At 61.8% G+C, this 24,747-nt stretch carries 26 protein-coding genes and 1 tRNA gene; 12 read left to right on the forward strand and 15 right to left on the reverse strand.

Features of this window, described 5'->3' with window-relative positions:
* Nucleotides 1–471: porin (locus CFR72_RS13140; RefSeq protein WP_244182299.1), on the forward strand; the 471-nt coding region annotated here is incomplete at its 5' end.
* Nucleotides 472–598: 127 nt separating this feature from the next.
* On the opposite strand, the gene CFR72_RS13145 is transcribed toward CFR72_RS13140, so the two are convergent.
* From CFR72_RS13145 to CFR72_RS13155, 3 genes are all read right to left on the reverse strand, one after another.
* Nucleotides 599–1,354 (reverse strand): aspartyl/asparaginyl beta-hydroxylase domain-containing protein, encoded by a 756-nt coding sequence (locus CFR72_RS13145; RefSeq protein ID WP_110914361.1) that lies wholly within the window; start codon nucleotides 1,352–1,354, stop codon nucleotides 599–601.
* A 311-nt stretch (nucleotides 1,355–1,665) separates the two neighbouring features.
* Complete coding sequence (locus tag CFR72_RS13150) at nucleotides 1,666–3,297, reverse strand: carbohydrate porin (RefSeq protein WP_110914362.1); 1,632 nt, start codon at nucleotides 3,295–3,297, stop codon at nucleotides 1,666–1,668.
* 202 nt (nucleotides 3,298–3,499) lie between these two features.
* Nucleotides 3,500–4,018, reverse strand: a complete 519-nt coding sequence (locus tag CFR72_RS13155) for a hypothetical protein (RefSeq protein WP_110914363.1) — start codon at nucleotides 4,016–4,018, stop codon at nucleotides 3,500–3,502.
* 93 nt (nucleotides 4,019–4,111) lie between these two features.
* Here CFR72_RS13155 and CFR72_RS13160 point away from each other — a divergent pair, with 93 nt between their 5' ends.
* Together CFR72_RS13160 and CFR72_RS13165 are read left to right on the forward strand one after the other, a co-directional pair.
* A complete protein-coding gene (locus CFR72_RS13160; RefSeq protein WP_208630049.1) occupies nucleotides 4,112–4,453 on the forward strand; it encodes a cupredoxin domain-containing protein in 342 nt (113 codons plus the stop codon).
* Between the two features lie 3 nt (nucleotides 4,454–4,456).
* Nucleotides 4,457–5,290, forward strand: a complete 834-nt coding sequence (locus CFR72_RS13165) for an FTR1 family iron permease (RefSeq protein ID WP_110914364.1) — start codon at nucleotides 4,457–4,459, stop codon at nucleotides 5,288–5,290.
* 235 nt (nucleotides 5,291–5,525) lie between these two features.
* Here the strand turns inward: CFR72_RS13165 and CFR72_RS13170 are convergent, their stop codons facing one another.
* Nucleotides 5,526–6,050, reverse strand: coding sequence for an iron transporter (locus CFR72_RS13170; RefSeq protein WP_110914365.1), 525 nt, complete (start codon nucleotides 6,048–6,050; stop codon nucleotides 5,526–5,528).
* 409 nt (nucleotides 6,051–6,459) lie between these two features.
* On the opposite strand from CFR72_RS13170, the gene CFR72_RS13175 reads away from it, so the two are divergent.
* Nucleotides 6,460–7,230, forward strand: a complete 771-nt coding sequence (locus CFR72_RS13175) for an SDR family oxidoreductase (protein ID WP_110914380.1) — start codon at nucleotides 6,460–6,462, stop codon at nucleotides 7,228–7,230.
* Between the two features lie 162 nt (nucleotides 7,231–7,392).
* Here CFR72_RS13175 and CFR72_RS13180 read toward each other — a convergent pair whose 3' ends face one another.
* From CFR72_RS13180 to CFR72_RS13200, 5 genes are all read right to left on the reverse strand, one after another.
* Nucleotides 7,393–9,738, reverse strand: coding sequence for a TonB-dependent receptor (locus CFR72_RS13180; protein WP_110914366.1), 2,346 nt, complete (start codon nucleotides 9,736–9,738; stop codon nucleotides 7,393–7,395).
* Nucleotides 9,739–10,022: 284 nt separating this feature from the next.
* Nucleotides 10,023–10,334, reverse strand: a complete 312-nt coding sequence (locus CFR72_RS13185) for a hypothetical protein (RefSeq protein ID WP_110914367.1) — start codon at nucleotides 10,332–10,334, stop codon at nucleotides 10,023–10,025.
* Nucleotides 10,335–10,523: a hypothetical protein gene (locus CFR72_RS13190; RefSeq protein WP_110914368.1), complete on the reverse strand. Its 189-nt coding sequence runs from the start codon at nucleotides 10,521–10,523 to the stop codon at nucleotides 10,335–10,337.
* Nucleotides 10,520–10,744 (reverse strand): hypothetical protein, encoded by a 225-nt coding sequence (locus CFR72_RS13195; RefSeq protein WP_110914369.1) that lies wholly within the window; start codon nucleotides 10,742–10,744, stop codon nucleotides 10,520–10,522. Before CFR72_RS13195 ends, CFR72_RS13190 begins: the two co-directional genes overlap by 4 nt.
* A 26-nt stretch (nucleotides 10,745–10,770) precedes the next feature.
* Nucleotides 10,771–11,274, reverse strand: a complete 504-nt coding sequence (locus CFR72_RS13200) for an RrF2 family transcriptional regulator (RefSeq protein ID WP_110914370.1) — start codon at nucleotides 11,272–11,274, stop codon at nucleotides 10,771–10,773.
* A gap of 778 nt (nucleotides 11,275–12,052) precedes the next feature.
* Here CFR72_RS13200 and CFR72_RS13205 point away from each other — a divergent pair.
* The gene (locus CFR72_RS13205) at nucleotides 12,053–13,141 is read left to right on the forward strand and encodes a sulfotransferase family protein (RefSeq protein WP_146220736.1); all 1,089 of its coding nucleotides are present in this window, start codon (nucleotides 12,053–12,055) and stop codon (nucleotides 13,139–13,141) included.
* A gap of 412 nt (nucleotides 13,142–13,553) precedes the next feature.
* Here CFR72_RS13205 and CFR72_RS13210 read toward each other — a convergent pair.
* Nucleotides 13,554–13,639 (reverse strand) — tRNA-Tyr (locus CFR72_RS13210).
* A gap of 107 nt (nucleotides 13,640–13,746) precedes the next feature.
* Here CFR72_RS13210 and rlmB point away from each other — a divergent pair.
* From rlmB to CFR72_RS13240, 7 genes are all read left to right on the forward strand, one after another.
* Nucleotides 13,747–14,625 (forward strand): 23S rRNA (guanosine(2251)-2'-O)-methyltransferase RlmB, encoded by an 879-nt coding sequence (rlmB, locus tag CFR72_RS13215; RefSeq protein ID WP_110914372.1) that lies wholly within the window; start codon nucleotides 13,747–13,749, stop codon nucleotides 14,623–14,625.
* A 141-nt stretch (nucleotides 14,626–14,766) separates the two neighbouring features.
* Nucleotides 14,767–15,117 (forward strand): RidA family protein, encoded by a 351-nt coding sequence (locus CFR72_RS13220; RefSeq protein WP_110914373.1) that lies wholly within the window; start codon nucleotides 14,767–14,769, stop codon nucleotides 15,115–15,117.
* 220 nt (nucleotides 15,118–15,337) lie between these two features.
* Nucleotides 15,338–16,354 carry an SDR family oxidoreductase gene (locus tag CFR72_RS13225; RefSeq protein WP_244182301.1) on the forward strand — a complete coding sequence of 339 codons (1,017 nt, stop codon included), beginning with the start codon at nucleotides 15,338–15,340 and terminating at the stop codon, nucleotides 16,352–16,354.
* Nucleotides 16,355–16,743: 389 nt separating this feature from the next.
* Nucleotides 16,744–16,881: a hypothetical protein gene (locus CFR72_RS17625; protein WP_167400391.1), complete on the forward strand. Its 138-nt coding sequence runs from the start codon at nucleotides 16,744–16,746 to the stop codon at nucleotides 16,879–16,881.
* Between the two features lie 121 nt (nucleotides 16,882–17,002).
* On the forward strand, nucleotides 17,003–17,437 hold the full coding sequence (locus CFR72_RS13230) for a CHRD domain-containing protein (protein ID WP_227744264.1): 435 nt from the start codon (nucleotides 17,003–17,005) through the stop codon (nucleotides 17,435–17,437).
* A 338-nt stretch (nucleotides 17,438–17,775) separates the two neighbouring features.
* On the forward strand, nucleotides 17,776–18,234 hold the full coding sequence (locus CFR72_RS13235) for a hypothetical protein (protein WP_244182302.1): 459 nt from the start codon (nucleotides 17,776–17,778) through the stop codon (nucleotides 18,232–18,234).
* An 88-nt stretch (nucleotides 18,235–18,322) separates the two neighbouring features.
* Entirely contained in the window at nucleotides 18,323–19,219 is an 897-nt protein-coding gene (locus tag CFR72_RS13240; protein WP_110914374.1) for a LysR family transcriptional regulator, read from the forward strand.
* Between the two features lie 293 nt (nucleotides 19,220–19,512).
* Here the strand turns inward: CFR72_RS13240 and amaB are convergent, their stop codons facing one another.
* The 5 genes from amaB to CFR72_RS13265 form a co-directional block, all read right to left on the reverse strand.
* Nucleotides 19,513–21,027, reverse strand: coding sequence for an L-piperidine-6-carboxylate dehydrogenase (amaB, locus tag CFR72_RS13245; RefSeq protein WP_110914375.1), 1,515 nt, complete (start codon nucleotides 21,025–21,027; stop codon nucleotides 19,513–19,515).
* 47 nt (nucleotides 21,028–21,074) lie between these two features.
* A complete protein-coding gene (locus CFR72_RS13250) occupies nucleotides 21,075–22,361 on the reverse strand; it encodes an NAD(P)/FAD-dependent oxidoreductase (RefSeq protein ID WP_110914376.1) in 1,287 nt (428 codons plus the stop codon).
* 132 nt (nucleotides 22,362–22,493) lie between these two features.
* Nucleotides 22,494–23,402: a DMT family transporter gene (locus CFR72_RS13255; protein WP_110914377.1), complete on the reverse strand. Its 909-nt coding sequence runs from the start codon at nucleotides 23,400–23,402 to the stop codon at nucleotides 22,494–22,496.
* A gap of 138 nt (nucleotides 23,403–23,540) precedes the next feature.
* Nucleotides 23,541–23,879: a carboxymuconolactone decarboxylase family protein gene (locus CFR72_RS13260; protein ID WP_110914384.1), complete on the reverse strand. Its 339-nt coding sequence runs from the start codon at nucleotides 23,877–23,879 to the stop codon at nucleotides 23,541–23,543.
* A 5-nt stretch (nucleotides 23,880–23,884) separates the two neighbouring features.
* A complete protein-coding gene (locus tag CFR72_RS13265; RefSeq protein ID WP_110914378.1) occupies nucleotides 23,885–24,490 on the reverse strand; it encodes a TetR/AcrR family transcriptional regulator in 606 nt (201 codons plus the stop codon).
* Nucleotides 24,491–24,747: the final 257 nt, after the last annotated feature.

Here is a 24,747-nt window from a genome sequence, read left to right on the forward strand (position 1 = left end):
AGCGAACCATGTTCGGAAGAGCAGGCTTCGAACTCCTCAGGGCTCGTGTCCTCCAGCCCGCATAATCAAAAACATCATCACGAAAAGTGCGGAAGAACCAATTTCGAGGGCTATTACGGCGCCGCCAACTATACCCTGTTTGGCAAGGGCCGTTCCTACAACATCAAGGAAGGCGCATTCTCCGCCCCCGGCGTGGAACATCCGTTCAACCCGGCCACGGGCGACTGGGGTGCGCTGGAACTGTCGGCGCGGTACAGCGTGGCGGACCTGAACAGCGACCTTGGCGGCATTGGCGGGGTGCGCGGCGGGCAGCAGACGGTCTGGTCGGCGGGTGTGAACTGGTATCCCAACCGCCATTTCCGCTTCATGCTGGATTTCAACCACTTCATCGTCAGCCGCAACAGCCAGATGTATAACCTGATGGGCCGTGACGGCAATTCGGTGGCCGGGCGCATCCAGGCGGCGTTCTGATCCGCTGCTGGCGCAAGGACGTTTCCGGGTGCCGCCTTTTTTCAAAAAGGCTGCGTCCTTCGAAGCTTTTTGAAAAAAGCTTCACCAAAAACTTTTATTCATAAGTTTCGGATGGCCCGCTGGTTGCCTATGCGGCAAGTGGCGGGCCATTCCTGCGGTCAAGCTGGCGCTTGATATCCTGCACGAAGCGCGAATGGCGCACGCAGAACAGGAAGAAATTCTGGATGAAGCGCGCAACGCCCCGGCAGGGACGCTGCACCTGGATCAGCAGGATATAGCGGTCTTCGTCCGTGTCGTTCCAGACCTCGTGGTTGTACATGTCGTCGAACATGATCGACTTCCCGTCTTCCCACGACAGGACATGCAGGCCATCCGGTCCCTCGATATTGATGTGGCATTTCTCCCGGTCCTTCGGGATGCGCAGCGCGAGGTGATAGGTCAGCATCCCCTTGGTCATGCCGTAATGGCGCGGGATGTGGCAGCCCGCCTCCAGCACGGAAAAGCACGCGGTCACAAGGTTGGGGATCCGGTCGAGCAGCGATGAAGTGAACGGCGCACGCGCGCAGTTTTCCTTGCGGCGGTAGCCATAGCCTTCGAGAAAAAAGGACTTCCACCGGCGGTCGGCGGCGATGCGGCCATGGTCGGGCGAGATTTCCCCGAGAGATGGGATGTCCTGCGCGCGGATGCGCACCGCCTCGTCACGGATATGCTGCCAGTTGCGTTCCAGCACGTCGATCCACGGGAAATAGTCTTTTTCAAACAGCGCCTGGTCCGGCAGGACGGAGTGCCGCATGATGATCCGGTCGATCTTCGGGCGGAGGTCCTTTCCGATCTGGAACAGGGTTTTTCCGACAAAAGGAACCTTCCACTCACTCTGGCTCATTCTTGCGCCTTTCCTTGTTCTTTCCTGTTGGAACTGCCGGATCTCTTGAAAAAAGCGGCTGGTAGATACGACATGACACGATGATGCACAATATTCCGTGTGGAAATATAGGGATATGACGTCGTCAGATCAATAATGTTGTAGTTCATGCATATCAGGATTGAGTGATGTGCATCATCCATATCCACGCCATCTGGTGTGAAGGCGCGGTGGCGACGCGCGGACACACCCCGCCCCCCATGCGTCGGGGGCGGGGTGTGTCGTGGGGACCGGGATGCAGGAAGGGGGGCTATGAAACGGTGCCCCCAGGGTCAGAAATTGACGTTGGTATGGATGCCAAAGATGGTTTCGTTCCCCACGCGCTTCAGGCCGCTGGCGTAACGCGGGTCGGGCGTGCCGCCATGCGGGTGCCAGACATACTGGAAATCGGGCTGCAGTACCAGCCATGGCGTGACCTGCGCCTGGTATGTGACCTCAAGGTGGTTCTCATTGCCCGGCACCATGGACCCGGCATCGCGGTTATACTGCCGCCATCCCGAACTCGACCGGCCGATGCCCCAGCCTACGCCCACGGTGTCGTTGTCGCGTCCCTTGAACGGGGCCTTGAGGTTGACGCCCGCATCGGCGGCAAAGCTGATGAGGTTGCGGTCCCCGCTGTTGCCGGTGGCGCGCACGAAAATCCCCACCGACTGCGGCGAGGTCAGCGACGGCCGCCACAGCATCTGGTCGATGATGCCATAGACCATCCAGTTCCCACGGTCCCAGCGCGGATATCCGCCCTGCGCGCCCAGCGACCCGCCCTGCCGGTTGTAGCGGTAGTCGGGGAATTTCGCCGTGTCATAGAAACCGCCCAGTTTGTAGATGCCCGGCAGGCCGGGATTTTTCGTTGCCTTCGACATGTCATCGGGCTGCGGGTTGAGCGCGTATTGCAGTTCGGTGATCAGCAGCGCGCCGGTGCCCATGTTGAAGCGCGTGCCGCTGCCGTCATTGGTGACCTGGTTGGTCGGGTCGGCCCCGTTGCCGCCATCCTGGATGCCGAAGGAGTTGTAGCGGTTGCCCGGCGGGTTGTCGTCGGCGGCGGCGAACATGAATGTGAACGTCTCCGTCGGGCGGTAGCGGATGCGCACGGCGGGCGAGGACAGCGGCCATGATGGCCCGCCGCCATACAGGTTGACCGAAGGCGCCATCGGCCAGCCGAAATTGGAATTCAGGTAAAGCGAGCCGTAATCACTGATAATGAATTCGGTATCGAGGTCCTGCTGCCCGATCTTTACATCCAGTTTCCCGTTCAGGAAGGATTGCTGGTACCACAGTTCGAACAGGCGGGTGGAGCGGTCGGCCTCGAACCCGCTGATGGGGTTGTAGTTGTACAGGTGGTCCTGCGAAATGGAGCGCCCGCGCGTCTGCAGCGCGCTGACATTGAACAGGCCACCCTTCAGGCCGAACAGCTTTTCAAGGTCCACCGTCAGCGTGGGCGCCGTCACCCCGTCATAGGCAGGGCCGGTGCCCGACCCGCTGCCGACGTCATTCGCACTGGGCGCGCCGCCGGTGGTGTTGCCCCACAATTCCTCCACATCCTGCAGGTTGAAGGTCACGCCATGTTTGTACAGCCACGGCCGCAGCCCCCCCATGTCACCCAGCAGGTTGCCGCTGGTGTCCAGCCTGTCGCCATCGCTGGGCTGTGGCGGGGCCTGTGACTGCTCCACCGTCGCGATGTCGGTTTCATTGACGGCCGGCCAGGAATTGCCCAGGTCCTTGCGTTCCTTCTGGATTTCCGTCAGCGGGATGTCCTGCGCATGGGCCGCGCCCCCCATTCCATGGCATGACAGGCCAATGAGTGTACCGGTCAGGACAATTGCCGCCAGGCGCGGAGACGTGCGTGCGATATCCGGGCGCAGGGCATGGCAATGGGCGGGGCGTTGAGGCGGGGTAGGCCTGGACATCGTATGCACGTCCTGATTCTCCGGGGCGTTCCTGGGGGATTAAAATGAGAGTGATTAGCATTTACAGGTGATTCCCCGGCGTGGCAAGTGACCGCATGTCATTTGTGATGAAATCGTATCTGGCGTGAAATATTCCCGACAGGTGCACGAAGACCCGCCGGGATCTATGGCTGGCCCGGATATCCCCCCGGATATTCAGGATTTATCGCAAGAAGACCTTGGGTACGCCCTCGCTGTTCAGACACGACATTATGATGACGCCCGTCCACAGTACCAGCGATATGCCCGCGCCGACGCGCGCGCGCACCAGGCTTATGGGCTGTCCCCGGATGGCGGGGATATACAGCGCGCCATGGCAGATACCAGCATTGACCAGCGCCAGCGTCATCAGCAGCAGCTTGGGCGACAGGTATCCCCTGCTGCCGATATGCACCGGGTCATAGAAGAACAGCAGCACCCCGGACACCATCGTCACCGCGAACAGCCAGTGCGCCCACCAGAACGCAAGGCGCGCGACAACGGCGCGTTCCGCCTGGTAATCGCGGCGCATCAGCGACAGGTCAAACAGGACATCCATGCCGAAAAAGACCGACATGGCGATGATATGCACCATGCGCACCAGGTAATGCACAGGCTGCATCCAGAAATGGAACATCCGGCTGTCCATCGCGACCAGCAGGTCGTAGGGCAGCCGCATGAACGCCAGGGGATGGGAAATCATTGGAACCTCACTTGCCTTGCGCGTCTGTAGCACATCATATTGACAGTGAGAATAAGTCGCATAATATCGCGCCAACAGCGGAGCCACAGACATATGCGCCATGTGATTATCCTGCGGTGCGCCGGGCTTGCGGCGCTTTTGCTGGCGACGCCGGCGGTGGCGCAGGAACCCATCCACCTGACGGTCAAGGACCATCATTTCACCCCCGATCACGTCAATGTGCCCGCAGGGCAGCGTTTCCTGATTTCGCTGACCAACCAGGACGACACCACGGACGAATTCGAAAGCTACGACCTGAAATTCGAAAAGATCGTGGTGCCGGGCGGCACGATCACGGTACATGCCGGGCCGTTGCATCCGGGAACCTACAAATTCTTTGACGACTATCACCCCGATCAGGCGACCGGGACCGTCACCGCGACACAGGAACCATAGGCCATGCTGGGAAGTCTGCTGATCGTCTTTCGCGAGGTCATGGAAGCGGGCCTCATCATCGGGATCGTGCTGGCGGCGACGCAGGGCATCGTGCATCGCGGCCGCTGGGTCGCCGGTGGCATCGCCGCGGGTGTCGCGGGGGCGGCGATTGTCGCGCTGTTCGCCGGCAGCCTGTCGCAGGCGCTGTCGGGCAACGGGCAGGACGTGTTTTCCGCCTCCATCCTGTGTGTCGCGGTCGTGATGCTGGGATGGCACACGATCTGGATGACGCGCCATGGCCGAGAAATGGCGGGCGACATGCGTGCGCTCGGCGCCGAGGTCGCATCGGGCCAGCGCTCGCTCATGGCGATGGCGGTAGTCGTGGCCGTCGCCGTCCTGCGTGAGGGGGTGGAGGTCGTGCTGTTCCTGTACGGCATTGCCGTGTCCACCCATTCCGGCCCGGTGGCGATGCTGACGGGTGGGCTTCTGGGTATTGTCGCGGGGGGCGGGGTGTCGTGGCTTCTGTATCGTGGCCTGATCGTCATTCCGCTGCATCGACTGTTCGCGGTGACCGGACTGCTGATCGCGTTCCTTGCCGCAGGTATGGCAAGCCAGGCGGCGGCCCTGCTGGCGGGGGACGACATCATCCCGGCCTGCGGATATGAAATGTGGGATACGTCATGGCTGCTGTCCGATGGCAGCATGGTCGGTCGCGCGGCAAAGGCCCTGTTCGGGTATTCGGACCGGCCGATGGGCATACAGTTGATCGCTTGGGTCGTGACGCTGACGGTCATGATCGTCGCGACACGCCTTATGGCGCGCAAGCCTGCTGCCGCACGGGTCACGACCGCAGCCTGATGATCCGCTGGTAAAAAGGGTGTTGTCCTTCGAAGCTTTTTGAAAAAAGCTTCACCAAAAACTTTTATTCCTTGAGTGCCCTTCCTTTCCAGCTATCCGCCAAAAGTCATGGTTTCCAAAGGGCAATGCCCTTTGGCGGGTTTCAGGGCAGAGCCCTGGGCGTCTCGCAAAAAGAATGCCGCCTTCCTGAAGCAAGGCGGCATCCCAAAACTGTCATGATCCGGAAAAGAATTTCCTATTTCTGGGGATAGGAGAACGTGAACTTCTCCGTGAACGAATCCCAGAAGCCCGGCGTGCCGGTTTCCTTGTCCACATGGTGCAGGAAGCCGTTTTTCTCCGGCGAGGAGTAGCGCAGTTCGACGGTGTATTTGCCGGGGCCGTCCATCTTTACGTTATTGGCGTAATGCGGCCCGTCCTTTGCGGTCATCGCGCGCATCGTGCCGCTGGCGGTGAAGGGGGAGCCGGCCTTCGTCAGGGTATAGTCGATGGTGAGGTAGGGAATCCACGCGCCGTCGGGATAACCCCAGACATTGTCTGCCGTTGCGTGAACATCGGTTTCAAGGTGGACGACATCGTTACCCATCGGCATGTCGGCCGGCATCGGGGCCATGTCCACGCCCACAAGATAGCTGGAGGCGATTTCCATGTCATGGGCCTGTACCGGGCCGCCGATCGGATATTCACGGGCAAGGGCCGGGGAAACCGTCGCGGCAATGCCTGTCACAAGGCCCGCGGCCAGAAGGCCTTTTGCAAACTGCATGTTGTTGTACCTTTGTCAGCATCAGTGGAAAGGAAAGGTGACGTTCGGATCCGGGACCATGCCCCCACGATGTCGCGAAAAGGGCAGGGGGAAAGGAATCATGAAATTGCCTGTGTAAGATTGTCGGTATGAAAAACGGACCTGGTGGTCATGGATCAGTATTGCCCCCGGTTTCCCGGGCAGGCGCGGGGTTGTCCCGAACGGCGGCTCCAACAATATGAGAATAATTATCAATGTCAATATAGGGACGCTACAGTCCGCGCCAAAACCACCATCCGGCCCACACGTTCCCGTCATCCCCGCAGCACCCGCGCGAAGGTATGCCTGCTGCTCAACGCAGGTTGATCGGGATTAAGGTTTTTCTCCCGCCCGCGCAGTATAGACTTGTAAAATATTATGGGAGGACATGATGGGACGTGTATCAGGTAAGGTCGCACTGGTCAGTGGTGCGGCACTGGGTATTGGCAAGGCGACGGCGCTGCTTCTGGCAAAGGAAGGGGCAAAGGTCGTCATCGGGGACCTGAAAGTTGCCGAGGGACAGGCCACCGTGGCGGAGATCGAAGCCGCGGGCGGGGAGGCCATGTTCGTGGAACTCAACGTCGCGTGCGAGGACGACTGGAAGAAGGCGATCCCCGCCGTCACCGCGCGCTTCGGGCGGCTGGACATCATGGTCAACAATGCCGGCATCGCCTATGGCGGCACTGTCGAAAGCACGGATCTGGAACATTGGCGGCGGGTGCAGTCGATCAACCTTGATGGTGTGTTCCTCGGCACGAAATACGCGGTGGAGGCGATGAAGCCCAACCGCCATGGCTCCATCATCAACCTGTCCTCCATCGAGGGGCTGGTGGGGGACCCGACGCTTGCGGCCTATAACGCGTCCAAGGGGGGCGTGCGGCTGTTTACCAAGTCGGCGGCGCTGCATTGCGCGAAATCGGGCTACAACATCCGGGTCAATTCCGTGCATCCCGGCTATATCTGGACGCCGATGGTGCAGGGACTGACCCATGACACCCCGGACCAGGAAGCGGCGCGGCAGAAACTGATTGCGCTGCATCCGCTGGGCCATCTGGGGGAGCCTGACGATATTGCGTACGGGATCCTGTTCCTTGCGTCCGATGAATCGAAATTCATGACCGGCAGCGAACTGGTGATCGATGGCGGCTATACCGCGCAGTAAAGCCGCAAGGGCGGAAGCCGGCACCTTGTTCCCGTGTGCCGGCTTCCTGTTCTTTTTTGAAAAAAAGAACCAAAAAACTTCTGAAAGTTTTTGGTGAAGCTTTTTTCAAAAAAGCTTCAGGAAGTGCCGCATTCATGAAAAATGCAGCACTTCGTGCACCCCTCAGAACCGCTGCGACAGCCCCGTCAGGATGGTGCGGCGCAGGCCATATTGCGGCGCCCCCACCCCGATCCCGCTGCCGTCACGCAGTTCATAGCGCCGGTCGAACAGGTTGATGACATCAAGGCGCAACTGCGTGCGTTTGAGGAAGCCGACCTGGAACAGGTCCTGGAACGACTGCACCAGCGACAGGTTGAACGTCACATATTGCGGTACCTTGGCCCCGTTGGGCACGGCGCCATCGGCGCGCAGGCCGCTGCCATAGACCATGGTGGCCGACAGGCGCAGCGGGTGCCCCGTCTTGTAAAATGCGCTGTAGCTTCCACCGGCGGACGCGGTCCAGCGCTGGTCATGGTCAAGGTGGATCCAGTGGTTCCTGATATAGGCCAGGTCGTCGGGGTCGAAGTTCCACTGCGCGCTGGTGATGTCCTTGCCGATGGCGCGCGACCACGCGAAATTGCCATAGACCGAAAAGGGACCGTGGCTGTAATCGGTGGCGAATTCATATCCGTGCACCTCCCCACGCCGGTAATTGAAGGCCGACAGGATGATGGGGGAGCCGAACTGTCCTTCGTCGATCATGTTGTGCGCCAGTTTCAGATACGCATCGAATGACGCATGCCATCCCGGCAGCAGGGTCTGCGCAAAGCCCGCATCGAAATAATGGTCGCGCTCCGCCTTGACGGTGCTGTCCTGCAATGTGCCGGGGGCGGCCGACGTGTTTGCAAATTTGTTCAGCGACGTTCCCCCCACAAGCTCGAACGGCGGCGGGGTGAAATAGCGGGAATAGCCCGCATGGAACGTGCCGCCATGCCATGGCTGCCAGACGATGTTGATGCGCGGGCTGACCTGCTTGGAATGGGTATATTCGTCCACCCCGTCAAAGCGCAGGCCGTAATTGATCGTCAGGTTGCGCACCGGTCGCCACTCATCCTGCGCATACAGGCCATACAGCCATCCGGTGCGGCCATTGCCGTCGTGAATGTTTTCGGTCACGCCGCTATAGATCGGGTTTCCGCTACTGTCCGTCCCGGTCTGGGGATAGACGGTGGAATCCGTCTGCGACACCGTGCGCTCCACATAGGCCTGGTAGCCAAAGCGTACCGTATGGTCCGGGGCCGCGCGCCATGTCACGTCGGTCTGTGACCCGGTGGACATCACCGAACGCTGCGCGCGCTGCGCAATGCCGTTATAGACAAGGTCGCCCAGTGCATCGGGGGAGTAGCCAAGCGAACTGTAGCGCGAGAAAACCGAAGATTGCAGGCTGAATTTCCCGATTTCCTTCTGCAGCGACAGGATCGCGAAATCGGTGATCTCCTTCTGCCGTTCATTCAGGTCCGCGCTGTTGACACTGCCATAGACCTGCCGCGACAGGTCACTGCTGAGGAAGTCCGGGTTTGCGAACTGCCTTTGCTGCCCCGGATTGTTCGGAAGCTGGTAATACGCGTTCGACACCCCGGCGGTAAAGCTGATGCGGGTGTTCTCATCGGCGGTATAGCGCACATGGCCCAGGAAATGGTACTGGTTGGTCAGGTCATGCAGGGCGTTGAACTTGGGCGTCGTATTTTCGATCCCCACGCGGTCATGCACGAAATCGGCAGTGACGAAGTAATCCCATTTGCCATGCGCCCCCCCATATTGCAGCGAGGGGAAGAAGTAATCGCGCGCCCCGCCATAGATCGAGACCTCGCCCCCTGGATCGGTGCTGCCGTTCTTTGTCGTGATGTCGATCACGCCCGCCTGCAGGAAGCCGTATTCACTGGGCAGTGCGCCGGTCGTCATCGACATGGAATGGGCAAAGCGCGTCATCAGCGTCTGCCCAAAGACGCTCAGCCCCTCGGGCAACTGCACGCCATCAAGGCGGAACTGCACCTCGTTATGGTCGCCGCGGATATGGATCTGCCCATAACTGTCCTGCGCCACGCCGGGGGCCTGCAGCAGCACGGCGTTCATCGGTGCGTTGTCGCCACCGGGAATGGTCTCGATATCCTTGCGCGAAAAGCGGTAGGTGCTGGCCCCGGTGTCGGGTTGCAGGGCCGAACGCACACGGTCAAGGCGCGCATTGACCGTGACATGTTCACCGTTCGCATCGCTGTAATCGCTTACCGTCTGCCGGGTGGGGGTGTGCGTGGGGGCGGCAGGTGCAGGCTGCTCGCCACTGCTGAAGGTGGCGCGGGCGTCTTTGGCCGTGCTGTCGGTGGCTGTCGTGCTGGTGGTGGCTGTTCCGGTGGTGGTCGCGATGCCTGCGGCATGCGCGGCATGGCCCGCAGGCAGCGCCGACAGGCAGGTCGTGCCAATCAGCAGGCTGGAAAATGACAGCAGGGAAAAGAGGCGCGGGGATGGGAGCATGTAAGGGCCTGTGCTGAAAAATGGTCAACGACTCTTGGCGTCAGGCGGCGGACCTTATTACAGTACGTTATATCATAACAATAGCGGGATGTAGGTGATCCCGCTTCTGGTGACCCGGCGTGATGAAAAAGCCACACTCGTCCGGGAGCGGAATAATTATATGTTGATGAAAACAGAAGGTTTTGGGGGGTGTCTTTTTTCTCGAAGGCGATGTCATCTGAAGCTTTTTGAAAAAAGCTTCACCAAAGACTTCTGCTCGGGACAGGGGGAAGGGCGGGGGGACCTTATGGGGCTTCCTGCACGGGGGAAGACTGCGGCGGTGTGGGCGTGCGTGGCGTGGCCGGCAGGCGGGGCAGTGGATGGGTGGGATGGGACGGCAGGGGTTCCGTCCGGCGGTCATAGGGCTGTGTCCGTTCCAGCGCGGAGGGGGAATTGTCCCCCGGTCGGTCCACGCTGCTGTCGTTGGGGTGTTTTTGCGCCCATGCCTGCGGCGCCCCCGTCAGCAGGGGCAGGCAGGACAGCAGTGCGATGGCGGTGGGAATGCGCGACATGGCGTAATATCCCGCAAAGGGGGAAGGGATGGATGTGGCATGCACTCAGTCATCCGGCGGGCAGGGTGGGTTTGACCCATCGGTACATACGACCCTTGATCCCTGCGGGACGACGACAACGGTGTGGTTGTGGGTTTCCCCATCCCCACATCCCGCAAGCGGCAGGATCACGGCCAGCGACAGGAGGAAAAGCATGGCAGCAGGCACGGCCTGTTTCTTGCGCGTCCACGTCATTGACCGAATTCCTGATCCTGTTGCAGGCTGTCTGTCAGGAATATCGCATGGCGCGCGCAACAGTTCCCGTCCCGCACGGCGCGGGCAGGGGCTGTGCAATGATCCCACAGGCCCACCCATGGGACATTGGAAAATCCAAAGAAGTTTCTGGTGAAGATTTTTTCAAAAGCTTCTGAAGAATACCGCCTTTTCAGAAAAAAGGCGGCATCCGGAAAAATCATTCAAAAGCCATGTCGGAATATGCGTTTCAGGCGAAGGTTGGCCTTCTGTCATATGCCTCGTACTCATGATCGTGCACCCTCTGCCCCGGCGTGGTGGCAGGCAGAAGCATCTGCAGGGTCTGGATCAGTTTCGGATGGGTCATGACATCGGCCAGCGTACGCTGGTCAAGTACATTCATGAACGCGGCCAGCGCCTCGCCCATCAGGCCCTGCAACCGGCACACCCCGGCCAGTCGGCATGAGCTTTTTTCCTGATTGCATGAGACGATCGCCATGTCTTCTTCCGTATAGCGCACGATATCCCCGATGCGGATGTCCTTTGGCGCGCGTGCCAGCAGCAGTCCGCCATTACGCCCGCGCTTGGTCATGATGAACCCGCCACGGCCCAGCTTGTGCACCACCTTGACCAGATGGTTCTCGGAAATATTGTACGTATGCGCAATGTCACGGATGGAGACACGGGTTTCCGGCCGCGCCCCAAGATAGAGCAGCGCACGCAATGCGTAGTCGGTATAAAGGGTCAGACGCATTGTAATATTACCATCGTTATTTGATAAAATTGGTATAAGGGCGATTGATGCAGTCTATTCTGCAAAAGAGTTACTATCTTTTAAGTTCACCAATATACCGTATGGCAAAAGATATCCTGACGCACCTACCAGAAATGGTAGGTGGAAAGGTATGATCCCTTGCCTATTTACTTAAAAACATAATTACATAAATAAATTATGGGAACCTGTCCCACATGCCCGTGCCCGGAAATGCCCGGGCGGGCTGCTGCCTTACTGGCCAGCCGGGGCGGGGCCTGTCCTTGCGCGCCGGTCATCGCATACATGCAGGATCGGCATTTATTGTGGCGACAATATGGGGTGCCATGGCAGCCTTGACGGAATCCGTCACGCAGGCACTGTGGGGTGGGGAGATTCATGTAAAACCGTGATACTTCTCGGATTTGTTATCGTAATTTAATGTAACGATTTTAACTTGCGGTCTGGTGGCCGCATGTATTCGGCATGGGGTGAATTTTCTTCCATCCGTTTGTTGTAGAACAATAAATATACATGCAATCGAAAACGGACGTTACATGGCGCAGGCTGCCGGGCTGGCTGCGGGAACGGTTTTTGTCAATTATTGTAACACATTAGCCGGGTATCGTTTCTGTTAAGAATTGATAACGCGCATTTTGTTTCATATACGTCATTGCAGGGTAAAAAAAGGATCGGGGACTGTGGATACACTTGTCCATGAATAGGTCCCAAGTCCGCAGGCAAGAGATACCTTCATGCGTGTTTCGGTTTCCTTGTGGCCATGAACGCAACCTCATCATGCAGTGATCCGGCATGGCAGGAGGCATGGGACGCCGTCGTGCCCACCCTGTCGAAAAAGGATCGCATCCTGTTGCCGGTGGGACAGTGGCCCCGTGCCGACGTGGCGGAGATGCGGACATACCGCTATGTCATAGAGGTTGGCGACGCCACGGTCCTGTTCCTGTACAAGGGGCGTCTGTCGGGTATTCCGCGCGGCGTCCTGAAACGGATCCATGACACCTGGCGTCCGATTTTCGCCAACGCAGTGTTTGTCTGTTTCCGGCGCAGCATGTGGCGGCCCGGCTTCCTGAACTGGAAGCGGGAGAAGGAGCGCAGTTCGGCGCATTACGGCCCGGTCCGGGAGTTCCTGGATTCACGAAAGCTCAGGCGGTGCAGGACCACGACCTTTTTCGTGCATATCCCCAAGACAGCGGGCACCACCGTGTGGGAGGCCGTGGGAAATCACGTCGCGGCCAAGCTGTATTGTGAAAATCACGAACCGTTTGAACGCCATCCCCCCCAATCGGCTGATTTCGACCTGATCGGCGGCCATGTCTCACTGCCGATCATGGCGCGTGTGGCGGCACCACAGGACCGTTTTGCTGCTGTGCTGCGTGATCCTGTTGATCGTTTCCGCTCTGCGTTCCTGCATTGCCGGCGTGCGCATGAGGATCCGAAAACCTTTACCAAGGCGATGCGCCTGATGCGGGAACGGCCCCTGGCGGAATTCCTGCGCGATCCCGGCGCGCCGATGGAAATCTGCCAGCAGACGATCATGCTGGGGTTCGCGTTCGACCGGGTCTATGTCCCGGAAGTGGAGCAGGAGATCTTTGACCGTGCCTGTGCCGCGGTGGAGCAGGAGGGGAATCTTTTCGCTACGACACGTGGCGTCGCACGGTTTGTCCAGACATTGCGCGCGAAGCTGCATGTGGTGACGTCGAAGGAGACGCTGGGTATCCGCAATGCCTGCAACCCGACGGAGCAGGCCCGTGATATCGAGGAATTCGAGGACTCACTGCCGCAGATCCGCACCATGATCGCAATGGAACAGGAATTGTACGACCGCGTGGCCAGACGCGAAGCCCGGTAAGCCTGCTGGAAAAGGCAGCCCGGAACATGCTGAAATTATAAAAGTTTTTGGTGAAGCTTTTGACCTGAAAAGCTTCAAAGAGCGCCGCCCTGTTGAGATCAAAAGGCGACGCCCAAAAACTTTTGTAACTGTTTATCAATGGGTTATTTCCAAACGGACCCCAATTTTCCTGACCTGTCGCACGATGGGCCGACAGAAAGGGCGGTGTCCCATCCCATTCGACAGCGGCCTGCTGTCTGTCAGCATGCCGATTCTTTCCATACCCGCTCCCCACCTATTTCATACCCGCTCCATACCCGCTATTTGCTGGTACTGGATGAGACAAAAAGGGAACAATTGAGATGGAAAAAACACAAAAAACGCCGGAAAACCAGCGTTTTGCGACAGATTGGTGATGTGTGGGAAAGGTAGCTGGTGGAGGGAGTTGGATTCGAACCAACGTAGGCGTACGCCAGCGGATTTACAGTCCGCCCCCTTTAGCCACTCGGGCATCCCTCCGGGTTGACGGGGTGATAATCATTCGGTGCCGGGGTGTCAATGCCTGCAACCAAAAAGCTGCAAGAATTACGGATGACGCGCGGGCCGCTTATGCCTAAAACCGCACCATGAACATGCGTCCTTCCCGTCGTCGTCCGGGCCGTCCCGTGGGGTCGGCCGATTCGTCCCCCACTACTGCTGCGCCGTCGCCACGCGGGCGCAGGCCAGCACCCGATCGTGGACCCTCCGACCGGGGCGGGGCGGAACGGGGCCGGGCGGAGGTCGCGCCCCGTGGCACGTGCTGGCTGTATGGCACGCACGCGGTCATGGCGGCGCTGTCGAACCCGCGTCGCCGCCTGCGTCAACTCCTGACCACGGCGGAGGCCCAGGCCGCGCTGGAGGAGCGTATGGGCGGCCGCCTGCCGATCCAGCCACAGCGGGTCGATCGCGCGCGCATCGACGCCATCTGCGGCCGTGACGCCGTGCATCAGGGAATCGCGCTGCTGGCGGACCTGCTGGAGACGCCCGCGCTGGAGGATATCGTCGAACGTCCCGGCCCGGTCCTGCTGCTGGATCAGGTGACGGACCCGCGCAACATTGGCGCGATCCTGCGTTCGGCGGCGGCGTTCGGGGCGGCGGCGGTGATCGTGCAGGACCGCAACGCACCGGAGGAGACCGGCGCGCTGGCCAAGGCCGCGTCCGGCGCGCTGGATGTCGTGCCGCTGGTGCGGGTGGTCAACCTGTCGCGCACGATCGACGCGCTGAAATCCCATGGCATGTGGACGGTGGGGCTGGATGCGGGGGGCGGTATCCTTGATGGCGCGTCCTTCCGGCAGCGGCGCGTCGCCCTTGTACTGGGGGCGGAGGGCGCGGGCCTGCGCCGCCTGACACGCGAACATTGTGACGAGATCGCGGGCCTTGCGATGACGGGCGACATGGAAAGCCTCAACGTCTCCAACGCCGCCGCCGTTGCCCTGTATGAAATGTCGCGCCCGCGCGGGGCATAGAATCAGGTTTCGTAATAACCTGTTGATAAAATGAAAAGTTTTTGGGTGCCGCCTTTTTCCAAAAAGGCGGCGTTCTTCGAAGCTTTTTGGAAAAAAGCTTCACCAAAAACCTTTGTTCGTAAAAGTTAAGGAGGACACCACATGTCGATCAAACGCCTGCAACCCGAAACGCGCCTGACCGGGGCGGTTGTGCATAACGGGCTGGTCCACCTTGCCGGACAGGTCGCCGATGACCCCACCGCCGATGCCGAAGGGCAGACCGCCGATATCCTGCGCCAGGTCGATGCCCTGCTGGCGGAGGCTGGAACCGATAAGAGTCGCCTGATCTCCATGCAGATCTTCCTTGCGGACATGGGCGACATGGCGGCGATGAACCGGGCATGGGATGCGTGGCTGGACACGGCGAACAAGCCCGCCCGCGTCACGGTGGAGGCCCGACTGGCGGACCCGCGCTGGCGCGTGGAAATGACTGGCATCGCGGCGCTGCCGTAAAGAACACTTCATACTAATACATTGATAAGTAACAAAAGTTTTTGGTGAAGCTTTTTTCAAAAAGCTTCAGAAGACGCCGCCTTTTTACATCAAAAGGCGACACCCAAAAACTTTTGGATGAGGCGTGCAATGCTCGTCTGACATATTACGGGGGCAACCCGTCATGGCCGTGCCTGTTATGGATGTTGTGAGCGCGCAGCAACAGCAGGAGAACACCATCATGGCCGATGACATCGGAACGCCCCCGTCCTCCCGCCGGACCGTCCTGCAGGGGATGGCGGCGGGACTTGTGACTGCTGCGGCGGCGGCTCCCCATGATGCGGGGGCGGCGTCCGCGCCCGCGACGGATACGGCCGCCCCCCTGGTCAATCCCGAAACCCGCTATCCCCGGCCGCCTTTCCCGCGCCAGTCGCAGCCATGGCCCGGCCTTGCGGGGAAGATGGACCCGCGCCCCGACCATGGGGAGAAATCCTATCGCGGGTCGGGTCGGCTTGCGGGGCGCAAGGCGCTGATTACCGGGGGCGATTCGGGCATCGGGCGGGCGGCGGCCATTGCCTATGCGCGTGAGGGGGCGGATGTCGCCATCGCCTACCTCCCGCAGGAGGAACCCGATGCGAAGGAGGTCATCGACCTGATCCGTGCGGCCGGGCGCAAGGCCATCGCCATCCCCGGCGACCTGCGTGACGAACAGTATTGCAAGGACCTCGTGGCGAAGGCGCATGCGGAACTTGGCGGCCTCGATATCCTCGTCAGCAATGCGGGACGGCAGGTGCATCAGGCGTCGATCGTCGATATCACCACCGAACAGTTTGACGAGACGTTCCGCACCAACATCTATGCCCTGTTCTTTCTGGCGCGTGCGGCGGTGCCGCTGATGCCGCCGGGCAGTGCGATCATCGCCACCGCGTCGGTCAATGCCTTCAGCCCATCGGAAATCCTGCTGGATTATTCCGCGACGAAGGGGGCGATCGTGGCCCTGGTCAAATCGCTGGCCAAGCAGATGGTGCCCAAGGGGATCCGTGTGAACGCCGTCGCCCCCGGCCCGTTCTGGACCGCATTGCAGGTCAGCGGCGGGCAGACGCAGGACCATATCCACCAGTTCGGGGCCGAAACGCCCATGGGCCGTGCGGGACAGCCTGCCGAACTGGCCCCGGTCTATGTGCTCCTTGCCTCGGCGGAGGCAAGCTACATCACCGGACAGGTCTATGCCGCCTCAGGTGGCACCTGCGTGGGCTGAAGAAAACGGATAAAAGTTTTTGGTGAAGCTTTTTTCCAAAAAGCTTCGAAGAACGCCGCCTTTTTGAAAAAAGGTGGCGCCCTAAAACCTTTATGGCTTATCAGGTCATTATTCCCCGGCCCTTGGTGCCGGGGGGCTTTTCCTTTGCCCCGCGTGCTGGCAAACAGGGGGCATGCGTTATGTCTTCATGATCTGTGCGATGCTGCTGGCGGCGTTCTTCTGCTACATGGTGCTCGACATGGCGATGCAGACGGGCAATGACGTCGCCAATTCGCACCCGTGGTAAGGGGCGCGGCCATGCTGCTGCACAAAAGTAACATTCCAGCCATCTTTTGATCACAGCCGCCATCCATCCTCAGGCCATCGACCCTTGATGGTGGGATATGGCGATGAACATGTACGCTGTGGCGATGGTGCTGATGGTGGGCACGGCGGCGGGATTCGGCCTGTGCCGCGCCCATGGGTGGCGGGGATGGATGACGCGCGAACTCGCGGCGCTGGAACGCGGGCGGCCGCTGGATATCTGATTGCGGCGGGGTCGCCCGCGGGCCGCCTGTTTTCCGGTTGCACGGGACGCGTTTTTTGCATCTGATGACGCATGCGCAAAATACGGGCGCGCCCGTGCCCATGCCAGAGGATACTGCCCTGATGTTCCGTCCTTCCATCCTGCCCATGCTGGGCCTTGGCTGTGCTGTCGCCGTGGCCACCGTTGCCCCGGCGCAGGCCCGCAGCGTGCATATCTCGGGGCAGTTCGCCACCGAACATGGCGCGACCACCACGCCCGGCGGCGGGGTGACAGCGTGGCTGAACCCCAAGACGAACCTTGTCACCTATACGATGAAATGGACGGGGCTGAGTGGGAAGGTCACCGCGATCCATTTCCATGGCCCAGCAGCCCCCGGGCAGGAGGCCGACGTGCTGGCCCCGGTGGGCGGGCCGTATGTGTCGCCGCTGCGTGGTTCGGTGCTGCTGTCGTCGGAACAGGCGCGGGCGCTGATGGCGGGGCAGGTCTATGTCAACCTGCACACCGATGCCTATCCCAATGGGGAAGCCCGCGCGCAGCTTGCGGCCGAGCCCCGGTGACGCCGGTGTGTGGTTGAGGTAACGACCTGATAAGGAACGATAAAACTTTCCGGACGTCACCTTTTTGAAAAAAGGTGACGCCTTTTGACGCTTCCCGGAAAAGTTCCCCCAAAAACTTTTATGGTTTTCAGTACGTTACCTGATGTGGCTTTTCAAACAGCCTTCGGGACACATGGAGGGCAGGAGGGCATAATCCGCTTCGCGTTTCCTTAATTACATGTATGATATTTCAAATCCGCATGCCTCAGGCCGGAGGACCCATTTTGCGTGCCTGTTTCCGTTCCGGTGGCCCATCGATTGAAACGGTCGGGCGACATCGTGTGAAGAAGGAGTTTACGTTGCGTCTTGCATATGTCGCCGCCCTTTCGGCCGTTGTCGCCCTGCCTGTCGCTTTTGCCGCCCCCGTGCATGCCGCATACGCCGCCGATGCGCTTGGTGAACACACGGGGGAAATCACGTTCGCCATTTCCGCCGCCGACCTTGGCGCGGGCATGTCCTGGGGGAAGGGGGTGCTGACCTTCCAGGGGCATACCTACAATTTCGGGATTCGCGGTGGCTCCGGTGCTGCCATCGGCTTTTCAAAGATGCATGCGCAGGGCACGGTCTTCAACCTCTACCGCGCGCAGGATCTGGAGTGGACGTACTGGTCCGTGCAGGGGGAGGCCACGGTCGGCGCGGGCACGGGGGCTGCGGTCATGGAAAACAACAATGGCGTGCGCATCAAGTTCACGTCGCATACGACGGGCGCGCGGCTTGCCTTCTCGGTGGAGCGCCTGACCATCAAGCTCAGGGAATGATCCTGCCATGGCGCGCCGCGTGACGGATGCGCGGCGATGCCATATCATCCGCGCCGGATGTTCCCTGCTGTAACATGGTGATGGCGACGTGGCGCTGGCTCGACGTTTTCTTCCCTCGATTTCGCTGCTCTGCTCGTTCGAGGCCGCGGCCCGGCACCAGAACTTCACCACGGCCGCAACGGAACTGCACCTGACGCAGAGCGCCATCAGCCGCCATATCCGCGCGCTGGAGGGGCAACTGGGCGCGGAACTTTTCATCCGCGAACGCCAGACCGTGCGCCTGACGATGGCGGGGGAGACCTATGCCCGCGAAATCCGCGAGGCGCTGAAACATATCTCCACCGCCACCCTTGGCTTTCGCGCCAGTCCCAGCGGCGGCACCTTCAACCTTGCGGTGCTGCCCACCTTTGGCGCGCGCTGGATGGCGCCGCGCGTGCCCGCGTTTGGCGCGCTGTATCCCGAGATCACCATCAACCTGTTCACCCGCCCCACCCCGTTCGAATTCGCGGCGGAGACGCTGGACGCGGCCATCCATTACGGCCTGCCCGACTGGCCGGGGGCGGAGATGGAATTCCTGATGCATGAACAGGTCGTGCCGGCGTGCAGTGCCGACATGGCGGCGCGGTTCCGGTTCCACACCCCGGCGGACCTGCTGCGCGCGCCACTGCTGCACCTGGTCTCGCGGCCCGATGCGTGGGAACGCTGGTTCCATGCGCATCATGTCGATGCGTGCCAGATCCATGGCATGCTGTGCGATCAGTTCGCGACCATCACGCAGGCGGCGCGCGCAGGCGCGGGGCTGGCGCTGCTGCCGCGTTTCCTGATTGCGGAGGAGCTGGAGCGCGGCGAACTGCACGAAGTCGCCCCGCCCGCGCCGCATATGGCGGAGGAGGCCTACTACCTCGTCTGGCCGGTCAACCGCGCACGCTATGCGCCGCTGGTGGCGTTTCGGGAGTGGATACGTACGGCTGTTTCCGGCGTGTAGCGCAGTCGGCGGATGGACCATCCGGGCTCTGCCCGGACCCGGCAGGGAGCGCGGCTCCCTGCACCCTGATCTGTTTATCAAAGTCATGGTTTCCAAAGGGTAATACCCTTTGGTGGGGGTTCGGGGGCAAAGCTCCTGAATATGCACCGTAGTTGGCGTGTGAAACACCCGGGCGGCTTGCCCGGACCCGGCAGGGAGTGCGCTCCCTGCACCCTGATCTGTTTAAAAGTCATGGTTTCCAAAGGGCAATGCCCTTTGGCGGGGTGCAGGGGCAGCGCCCCTGCGGAGTAGTATCAGCCGACGTCGAACTTCACGCCCTGCGCCAGCGGCAGGGTGCGGCCGTAATTGATGGTGTTCGTCTGGCGGCGCATATAGCCGCGCCATGCGTCGGAGCCGGATTCGCGGCCACCGCCGGTTTCCTTTTCCCCACCGAACGCCCCGCCGATTTCCGCGCCGGACGGCCCGATATTGACGTTGGCAATGCCACAGTCGGACCCGGCGGCGGACAGGAACTGCTCCACTTCCAGAAGGTTGGTGCCAAAGATGGAGGAGGACAGGCCCTGCGGCACGTCGTTCTGCAGCGCGATGGCCTGATCCAGGTCGGTGTATTTCAGCACATACAGGATCGGGGCAAAGGTTTCCTCCACCACCGGGCCGGTCTGCGCGGGCATTTCCACCAGTGCCGGGCGGACATAGAACGAACCCGTGCCGTTGACGTCCACGCGTTCGCCGCCATGGATGGTGCCACCGGCGGCCTTTGCGGCCTTCAGGCTGTCCTGCATCGCGGTGAACGCGGCCTCGTCAATCAGGGGGCCGACCAGCGCCTCGCTGCTGACGGGGCAGCCAACGGAGATGTTGGCGTATACCTGCTTCAGCTTGCCGACCAGCGTGTCATACACGCTTTCATGCACGATCAGGCGACGCAGCGTGGTGCAGCGCTGTCCCGCCGTGCCCATCGCGCCGAACGCCACCGCGCGCAGCGTCAGGTCCAGATCCGCCGACGGCGTGACGATGGAGGCATTGTTGCCGCCCAGTTCAAGGATGGAGCGGCCAAAGCGGCGCGCCACACGTTCGCCGACGATGCGGCCCATGCGGGTGGACCCGGTGGCGGAAATGACGGGCACGCGCCTGTCATCGACCAGCTTCTGCCCGATCGCGCCATCACCGATGATCAGCGCGGACAGGCCGGCCGGCGCGTCTGCGCCGAACTGGCGCACGGCCTCGTCAAACAGGGCGTGGGTGGCAAGTGCGGTCAGCGGGGTCTTTTCCGACGGCTTCCAGATGCACGGGTCGCCACAGACCAGCGCCAGCGCCGCGTTCCACGACCACACGGCCACGGGGAAGTTGAAGGCGGAGATGATGCCGACGACGCCCGCGGGATGCCACTGCTCGATCAGGCGGTGTTCGTGGCGTTCGGACTGGATCGTCAGGCCGTAAAGCTGGCGCGACAGGCCCACGGCAAAGTCGCAGATGTCGATCATTTCCTGCACTTCGCCCAGCCCTTCGGACAGGACCTTGCCCGCCTCGAACGACACCAGGCGGCCCAGCGCCTCCTTGTTGTCACGCAGGACATTGCCAAGGATGCGCACCAGTTCGCCACGGCGCGGCGCGGGCACCCTGCGCCATGCGACGAAGGCGTCGGTCGCGCGGGCGATCACGCCGTCAACGGCGTCGGCGGAAATGGTGGGAACGCGCGCGATTTCCTCCCCCGTGATGGGGGTGCGCACGACCAGGTCGCCGCCGGTATAGGCATCACGCGCGACGCCCAGCTTTTCCAGAAGGGCATGTACGTCGGATACGATGGTCATATGTCTTCCTGTTCTTCAGTCCTGTAGGGCGATGGGCGTGGGCTGCGTCACAGCCATGCCGTGCCGGCGTGGGCGATGGCGGAGCCCACGTTATAGAAGGCCTCCCGCGCGGGACGGGTGCGCACCGGCAGCACCGGCGCCAGCGGCAGCGGCATGTCGGCAATCCCGATCGTCCCGCATACCAGTTCCGCCAGCACCCGGCCAAACACCGTCCCCGGGGAGATCCCGCGCCCGTTATAGCCGCTGATGGACACTACATTAGGGGCAAGCCGGTGGAAACGGGGAACCGCATCGGTGGTCATGCCGATGCTGCCGTACCATTCGGTTTCAAAGGGTTCGTCCTTCAACTGCGGATAGATCCGCGCCAGCGCCCGGCGGCCCCATGCGTGGTGGATGCGCCGCCCCGCACGGTCCAGCGCGCCGACACTGCCGATGATCATCCGTCCCGCCTGGTCCAGACGGAAGGAGGTCAGGATTTCCCTGGTGTCCCACGCCCCCTGCTTTTTCGGCAGGATCGTTTCCAGCACATGCGGCGGCAGGGGGCGGGTGGCAAGGTTGAAATACGGCAGGTGCACCAGTTCGGCGCGCAGTTCGGGCCACATGTTGGTGGTATAGGCATTGGTCGCCACGATCACCCAGCGCGCGCGCACCGACCCGCCGCCACTGGTGCGCAGGTGCCACCACTCGCCCGCCTGCTGCGCGCCCGTGACACAGGTGCCGGTATGGATCTGCACCCCGGCCCCGATCGCCGCGCGCGCCAGGCCACGGGCATAGGCCAGTGGCTGGATCGTGCCCGCGCGTTCATCCAGCAGCGCCCCGGCATAGACCGTGCTGCCGATATGGCGCGCGGCCTCCCCCGCATCCATCAGGCGCACCGGCGCGCCCAGCGCCTGCCACTGGCGTTCGCGTTCGCGCAGGTTCTCCAGCCCCGACTGCCCCACCGCGCAATGCAGCGTGCCGGTGGGTTCGGCCTCGCACGCGATGTCGTGTTTTGCGATCAGGTCGAACACCTCACGCGGGCCATTGCCCAGCAGGTCCAGCACGCGGCGGCCCATCGTCGCCCCCAGCGTCGTCAGCAGGTCTTCGGGCATGACCCACAGGCCCGCATTCACCAGGCCGACATTGCGCCCCGACCCGCCAAAGCCGATCTCGTTGGCCTCCAGGATCGCGACACTGCGCGACTGCTGCGCCAGATGCAGGCCCGCCGACATCCCGGTATAGCCGCTGCCGATGATGGCGACATCGACATCCACATGCCCCCGCAGCGCCGTGGTGGGCGGCGCGGGCGGGGCGGTTACTTCCCAAAGTCCATGGCTGCGCGGATCGTTGTGCATGCACCTTTTCCTGTCACGTTCCCCAGCGAAAGGGGCGGGATATGTCGTGTGGAAGGTATTTTCGATCGCATCCGGTGCAAAACAATATTCGGAACTGGGGTCATTCCGATCCGGAATGACCTGCGGGTGCGGTCACTCCCCGCCGTGGGGCATCCGCCCCACCGGGGCGCGGCCCAGCGTATTGGCAAGGAACACGCCGAGCATCACCACCACACCGCCCAGCAGGGTGCGTGCCTCGGGCACTTCATGCACCAGTGCGAAGGATTCCAGCAGCGTGACCGGCGGCAGCAGGTACAGCAGGCCCGCCGCACGCGCGACGCCCATCTGCCCCACCACCCACGTCCATGCCGCATAGCCGACAAAGGCGGGCAGCACCGCAAGCTGCACCACGCCCAGCATGTTGGGCGTGGACATGCGCGGCAGCGTCGCCAGCGCCTGCGGCAGCCATGGCAGCAGCACGAGGCCGCCGACGATCAGCACATAGGCCGTGGTCGCCATCGCGCCATAGGTCGGGATCAGGCGTTTCTGCAAGGTGGTGTAAAGCGCGCTGCACAGCGCCGCGCCAAGGATGAGCGTCGTGCCCGAACCAAAGGACAGGCCCCCCGGTTCGCCGCCGGCGATGGTGACGACGCCGGCAAAGCTGATGAGTGATCCGGCCCATCCCCATGCCGTCAGACGTTCGCCCATGACCGCCACGGCGATGATGGCGGCCATCAGGGGGGAGGAACTGATCAGCAGGCTCGACGCCCCGGCGGAGACGCTGACCTCCCCGGTGTTGAACAGCACGTTGTACAGGCTGATGCCGATCCCCCCGCAGGCGAGGAAGCGCGGGATGTCGCGCGCACGCGGCAGGGGCGCGCGTTCATACAGCAGCCACCCCACCGACAGCACGGCGGCCAGCGCATACCGCAGCGCCGCCAGCGGCACGGGGCCGATGTCGTGCATCACGACACGGACGATGGGATAGGCGCTGCCCCATGACAGCAGGGCCACGGCGGCCCACAGGGCAACCAGTCGGGGATGGGCAGGGCGTGTGGTCATGGCGACATGGGATATGCCCGCGCATGGCGGCAGGCAACCGAATAAAAGTTCTTGGTGAAGCTTTTTCCAAAAAGCTTCGAAAGATGCCGCCTTTTTGGAAAAAGGCGGCACCCCAAAACTTTTATCCGTTGTCCGGGCCTACTTTTTCAGCGCATCCACCGCATCCAGCACACGCGCGGAATAGACAAGGGCCGCGCCCGCGTTCATCGCCACGGCCACGCCCAGCGCCTCGGCAATTTCCTCCCGCGTGGCGCCAGCCTTCACCGCCTCGGCCGAATGGACGGTGATGCAGCCGTCACACCGCGTCGTCGCAGCCACCGCAAGGGCGATCAGTTCGCGCGTCTTTGCATCCAGGTGCCCGGTCTTCGCCCCGGCCTCGCCCGCCGCGACAACGGCCTCGACCGTGCCGGGCGACAGGGTGGCGACCTTGCCGAATCCCTTGGCAAGCTGGTCGCGATAGGTGTTCCAGTCCATCATCATGGTCATGTCTTCCTGTGGTGATCGGGTGGCCCCGCCCGCATGGCGTCAGGCAGGAAATCGTGAAGCACGTCGTCGCAGGCCATGTCCGGCACGCTGTCCCCAAGGCCCCATGCCAGCAGGCTTGTCCCCTCGCGCAGCGAGACGAACCGCCGTGCGAGCACGGACGCGGGCAGGTCGCCGCGCAGCGTGCCCGCCGCGATCCCGTCCGCCATGACGGCGGTGAGCCAGTCGAGATGCAGGCGGAAAAACGCCGCCGTATGGCGCCGCATCGAAAGCGGCAGGCTGTCGCGCTGCGCCGCAAGGGCCGCGCATAGTGGCAGCATGCCCGCCATGGCGCTGTTGCTGAAGAAACCGGCAAAGGCGCGCAACCGGGCCGGGGCGTCGGGATACGTGCGGCGCACGGCCGACAGTTCGGCGGTGAAGCGGTGCAGGTAGTCCTCGATAACCGCGCATCCCAAAGCTTCCTTGGTGTGGAAATGATGGTGGACACTCGCCTTGCGGATGCCCGCCGCCTGCGCCAGATCCGCAAAGCTGAAGGCCGCATAGCCGCGCGTGCGGATCAGTTCCTCGGCCCGTTGCATCAGGATGCGGCGCGTACCGTGCTCCATGCAGGCAGCCTACCGACCCGAAGGTAGGGAGGGGAACTCACTTTCCCGTGGCCCTTTCCCCCGGTGCGAGGCACACCCCGGCCCCAGCACCCTGATCCGTTTAAGAAGTCGTGGTTTCCAAAGGCCCGCGACCTTTGGTGGGGGTTCGGGGCCAAGGCCCCTCACATGAGGAGTTTCACGTCAATGGCCACTTTCACTGCGAGATCATTTTTTCTTCTCCGTGTTTTGGATCCATGGTCTGAGCCTGTTTAACGACT

It is taken from the genome of Gluconacetobacter entanii (assembly GCF_003206495.1).
In the GTDB taxonomy this organism is placed as follows: domain Bacteria; phylum Pseudomonadota; class Alphaproteobacteria; order Acetobacterales; family Acetobacteraceae; genus Novacetimonas; species Novacetimonas entanii.

Bases quoted from the DNA above. Each gene is read 5' to 3' on its own strand.
- CFR72_RS13200 (WP_110914370.1), bottom strand. From the start codon at position 11,274: ATGCGTCTGACCCTTTATACCGACTACGCATTGCGTGCGCTGCTCTAT.
- CFR72_RS13195 (WP_110914369.1), bottom strand. From the start codon at position 10,744: ATGATTTTTCCGGATGCCGCCTTTTTTCTGAAAAGGCGGTATTCTTCA.
- CFR72_RS17625 (WP_167400391.1), top strand. From the start codon at position 16,744: ATGAACATGTACGCTGTGGCGATGGTGCTGATGGTGGGCACGGCGGCG.
- CFR72_RS13255 (WP_110914377.1), bottom strand. From the start codon at position 23,402: ATGACCACACGCCCTGCCCATCCCCGACTGGTTGCCCTGTGGGCCGCC.
- CFR72_RS13220 (WP_110914373.1), top strand. From the start codon at position 14,767: ATGTCGATCAAACGCCTGCAACCCGAAACGCGCCTGACCGGGGCGGTT.
- CFR72_RS13165 (WP_110914364.1), top strand. From the start codon at position 4,457: ATGCTGGGAAGTCTGCTGATCGTCTTTCGCGAGGTCATGGAAGCGGGC.
- CFR72_RS13265 (WP_110914378.1), bottom strand. From the start codon at position 24,490: ATGGAGCACGGTACGCGCCGCATCCTGATGCAACGGGCCGAGGAACTG.
- CFR72_RS13250 (WP_110914376.1), bottom strand. From the start codon at position 22,361: ATGCACAACGATCCGCGCAGCCATGGACTTTGGGAAGTAACCGCCCCG.
- CFR72_RS13190 (WP_110914368.1), bottom strand. From the start codon at position 10,523: ATGACGTGGACGCGCAAGAAACAGGCCGTGCCTGCTGCCATGCTTTTC.
- CFR72_RS13150 (WP_110914362.1), bottom strand. From the start codon at position 3,297: ATGTCCAGGCCTACCCCGCCTCAACGCCCCGCCCATTGCCATGCCCTG.
- CFR72_RS13155 (WP_110914363.1), bottom strand. From the start codon at position 4,018: ATGATTTCCCATCCCCTGGCGTTCATGCGGCTGCCCTACGACCTGCTG.
- CFR72_RS13180 (WP_110914366.1), bottom strand. From the start codon at position 9,738: ATGCTCCCATCCCCGCGCCTCTTTTCCCTGCTGTCATTTTCCAGCCTG.
- CFR72_RS13170 (WP_110914365.1), bottom strand. From the start codon at position 6,050: ATGCAGTTTGCAAAAGGCCTTCTGGCCGCGGGCCTTGTGACAGGCATT.
- amaB (WP_110914375.1), bottom strand. From the start codon at position 21,027: ATGACCATCGTATCCGACGTACATGCCCTTCTGGAAAAGCTGGGCGTC.
- CFR72_RS13145 (WP_110914361.1), bottom strand. From the start codon at position 1,354: ATGAGCCAGAGTGAGTGGAAGGTTCCTTTTGTCGGAAAAACCCTGTTC.
- CFR72_RS13260 (WP_110914384.1), bottom strand. From the start codon at position 23,879: ATGATGGACTGGAACACCTATCGCGACCAGCTTGCCAAGGGATTCGGC.
- CFR72_RS13230 (WP_227744264.1), top strand. From the start codon at position 17,003: ATGTTCCGTCCTTCCATCCTGCCCATGCTGGGCCTTGGCTGTGCTGTC.
- CFR72_RS13175 (WP_110914380.1), top strand. From the start codon at position 6,460: ATGGGACGTGTATCAGGTAAGGTCGCACTGGTCAGTGGTGCGGCACTG.
- CFR72_RS13205 (WP_146220736.1), top strand. From the start codon at position 12,053: ATGAACGCAACCTCATCATGCAGTGATCCGGCATGGCAGGAGGCATGG.
- CFR72_RS13225 (WP_244182301.1), top strand. From the start codon at position 15,338: ATGGCCGATGACATCGGAACGCCCCCGTCCTCCCGCCGGACCGTCCTG.
- rlmB (WP_110914372.1), top strand. From the start codon at position 13,747: ATGAACATGCGTCCTTCCCGTCGTCGTCCGGGCCGTCCCGTGGGGTCG.
- CFR72_RS13160 (WP_208630049.1), top strand. From the start codon at position 4,112: ATGCGCCATGTGATTATCCTGCGGTGCGCCGGGCTTGCGGCGCTTTTG.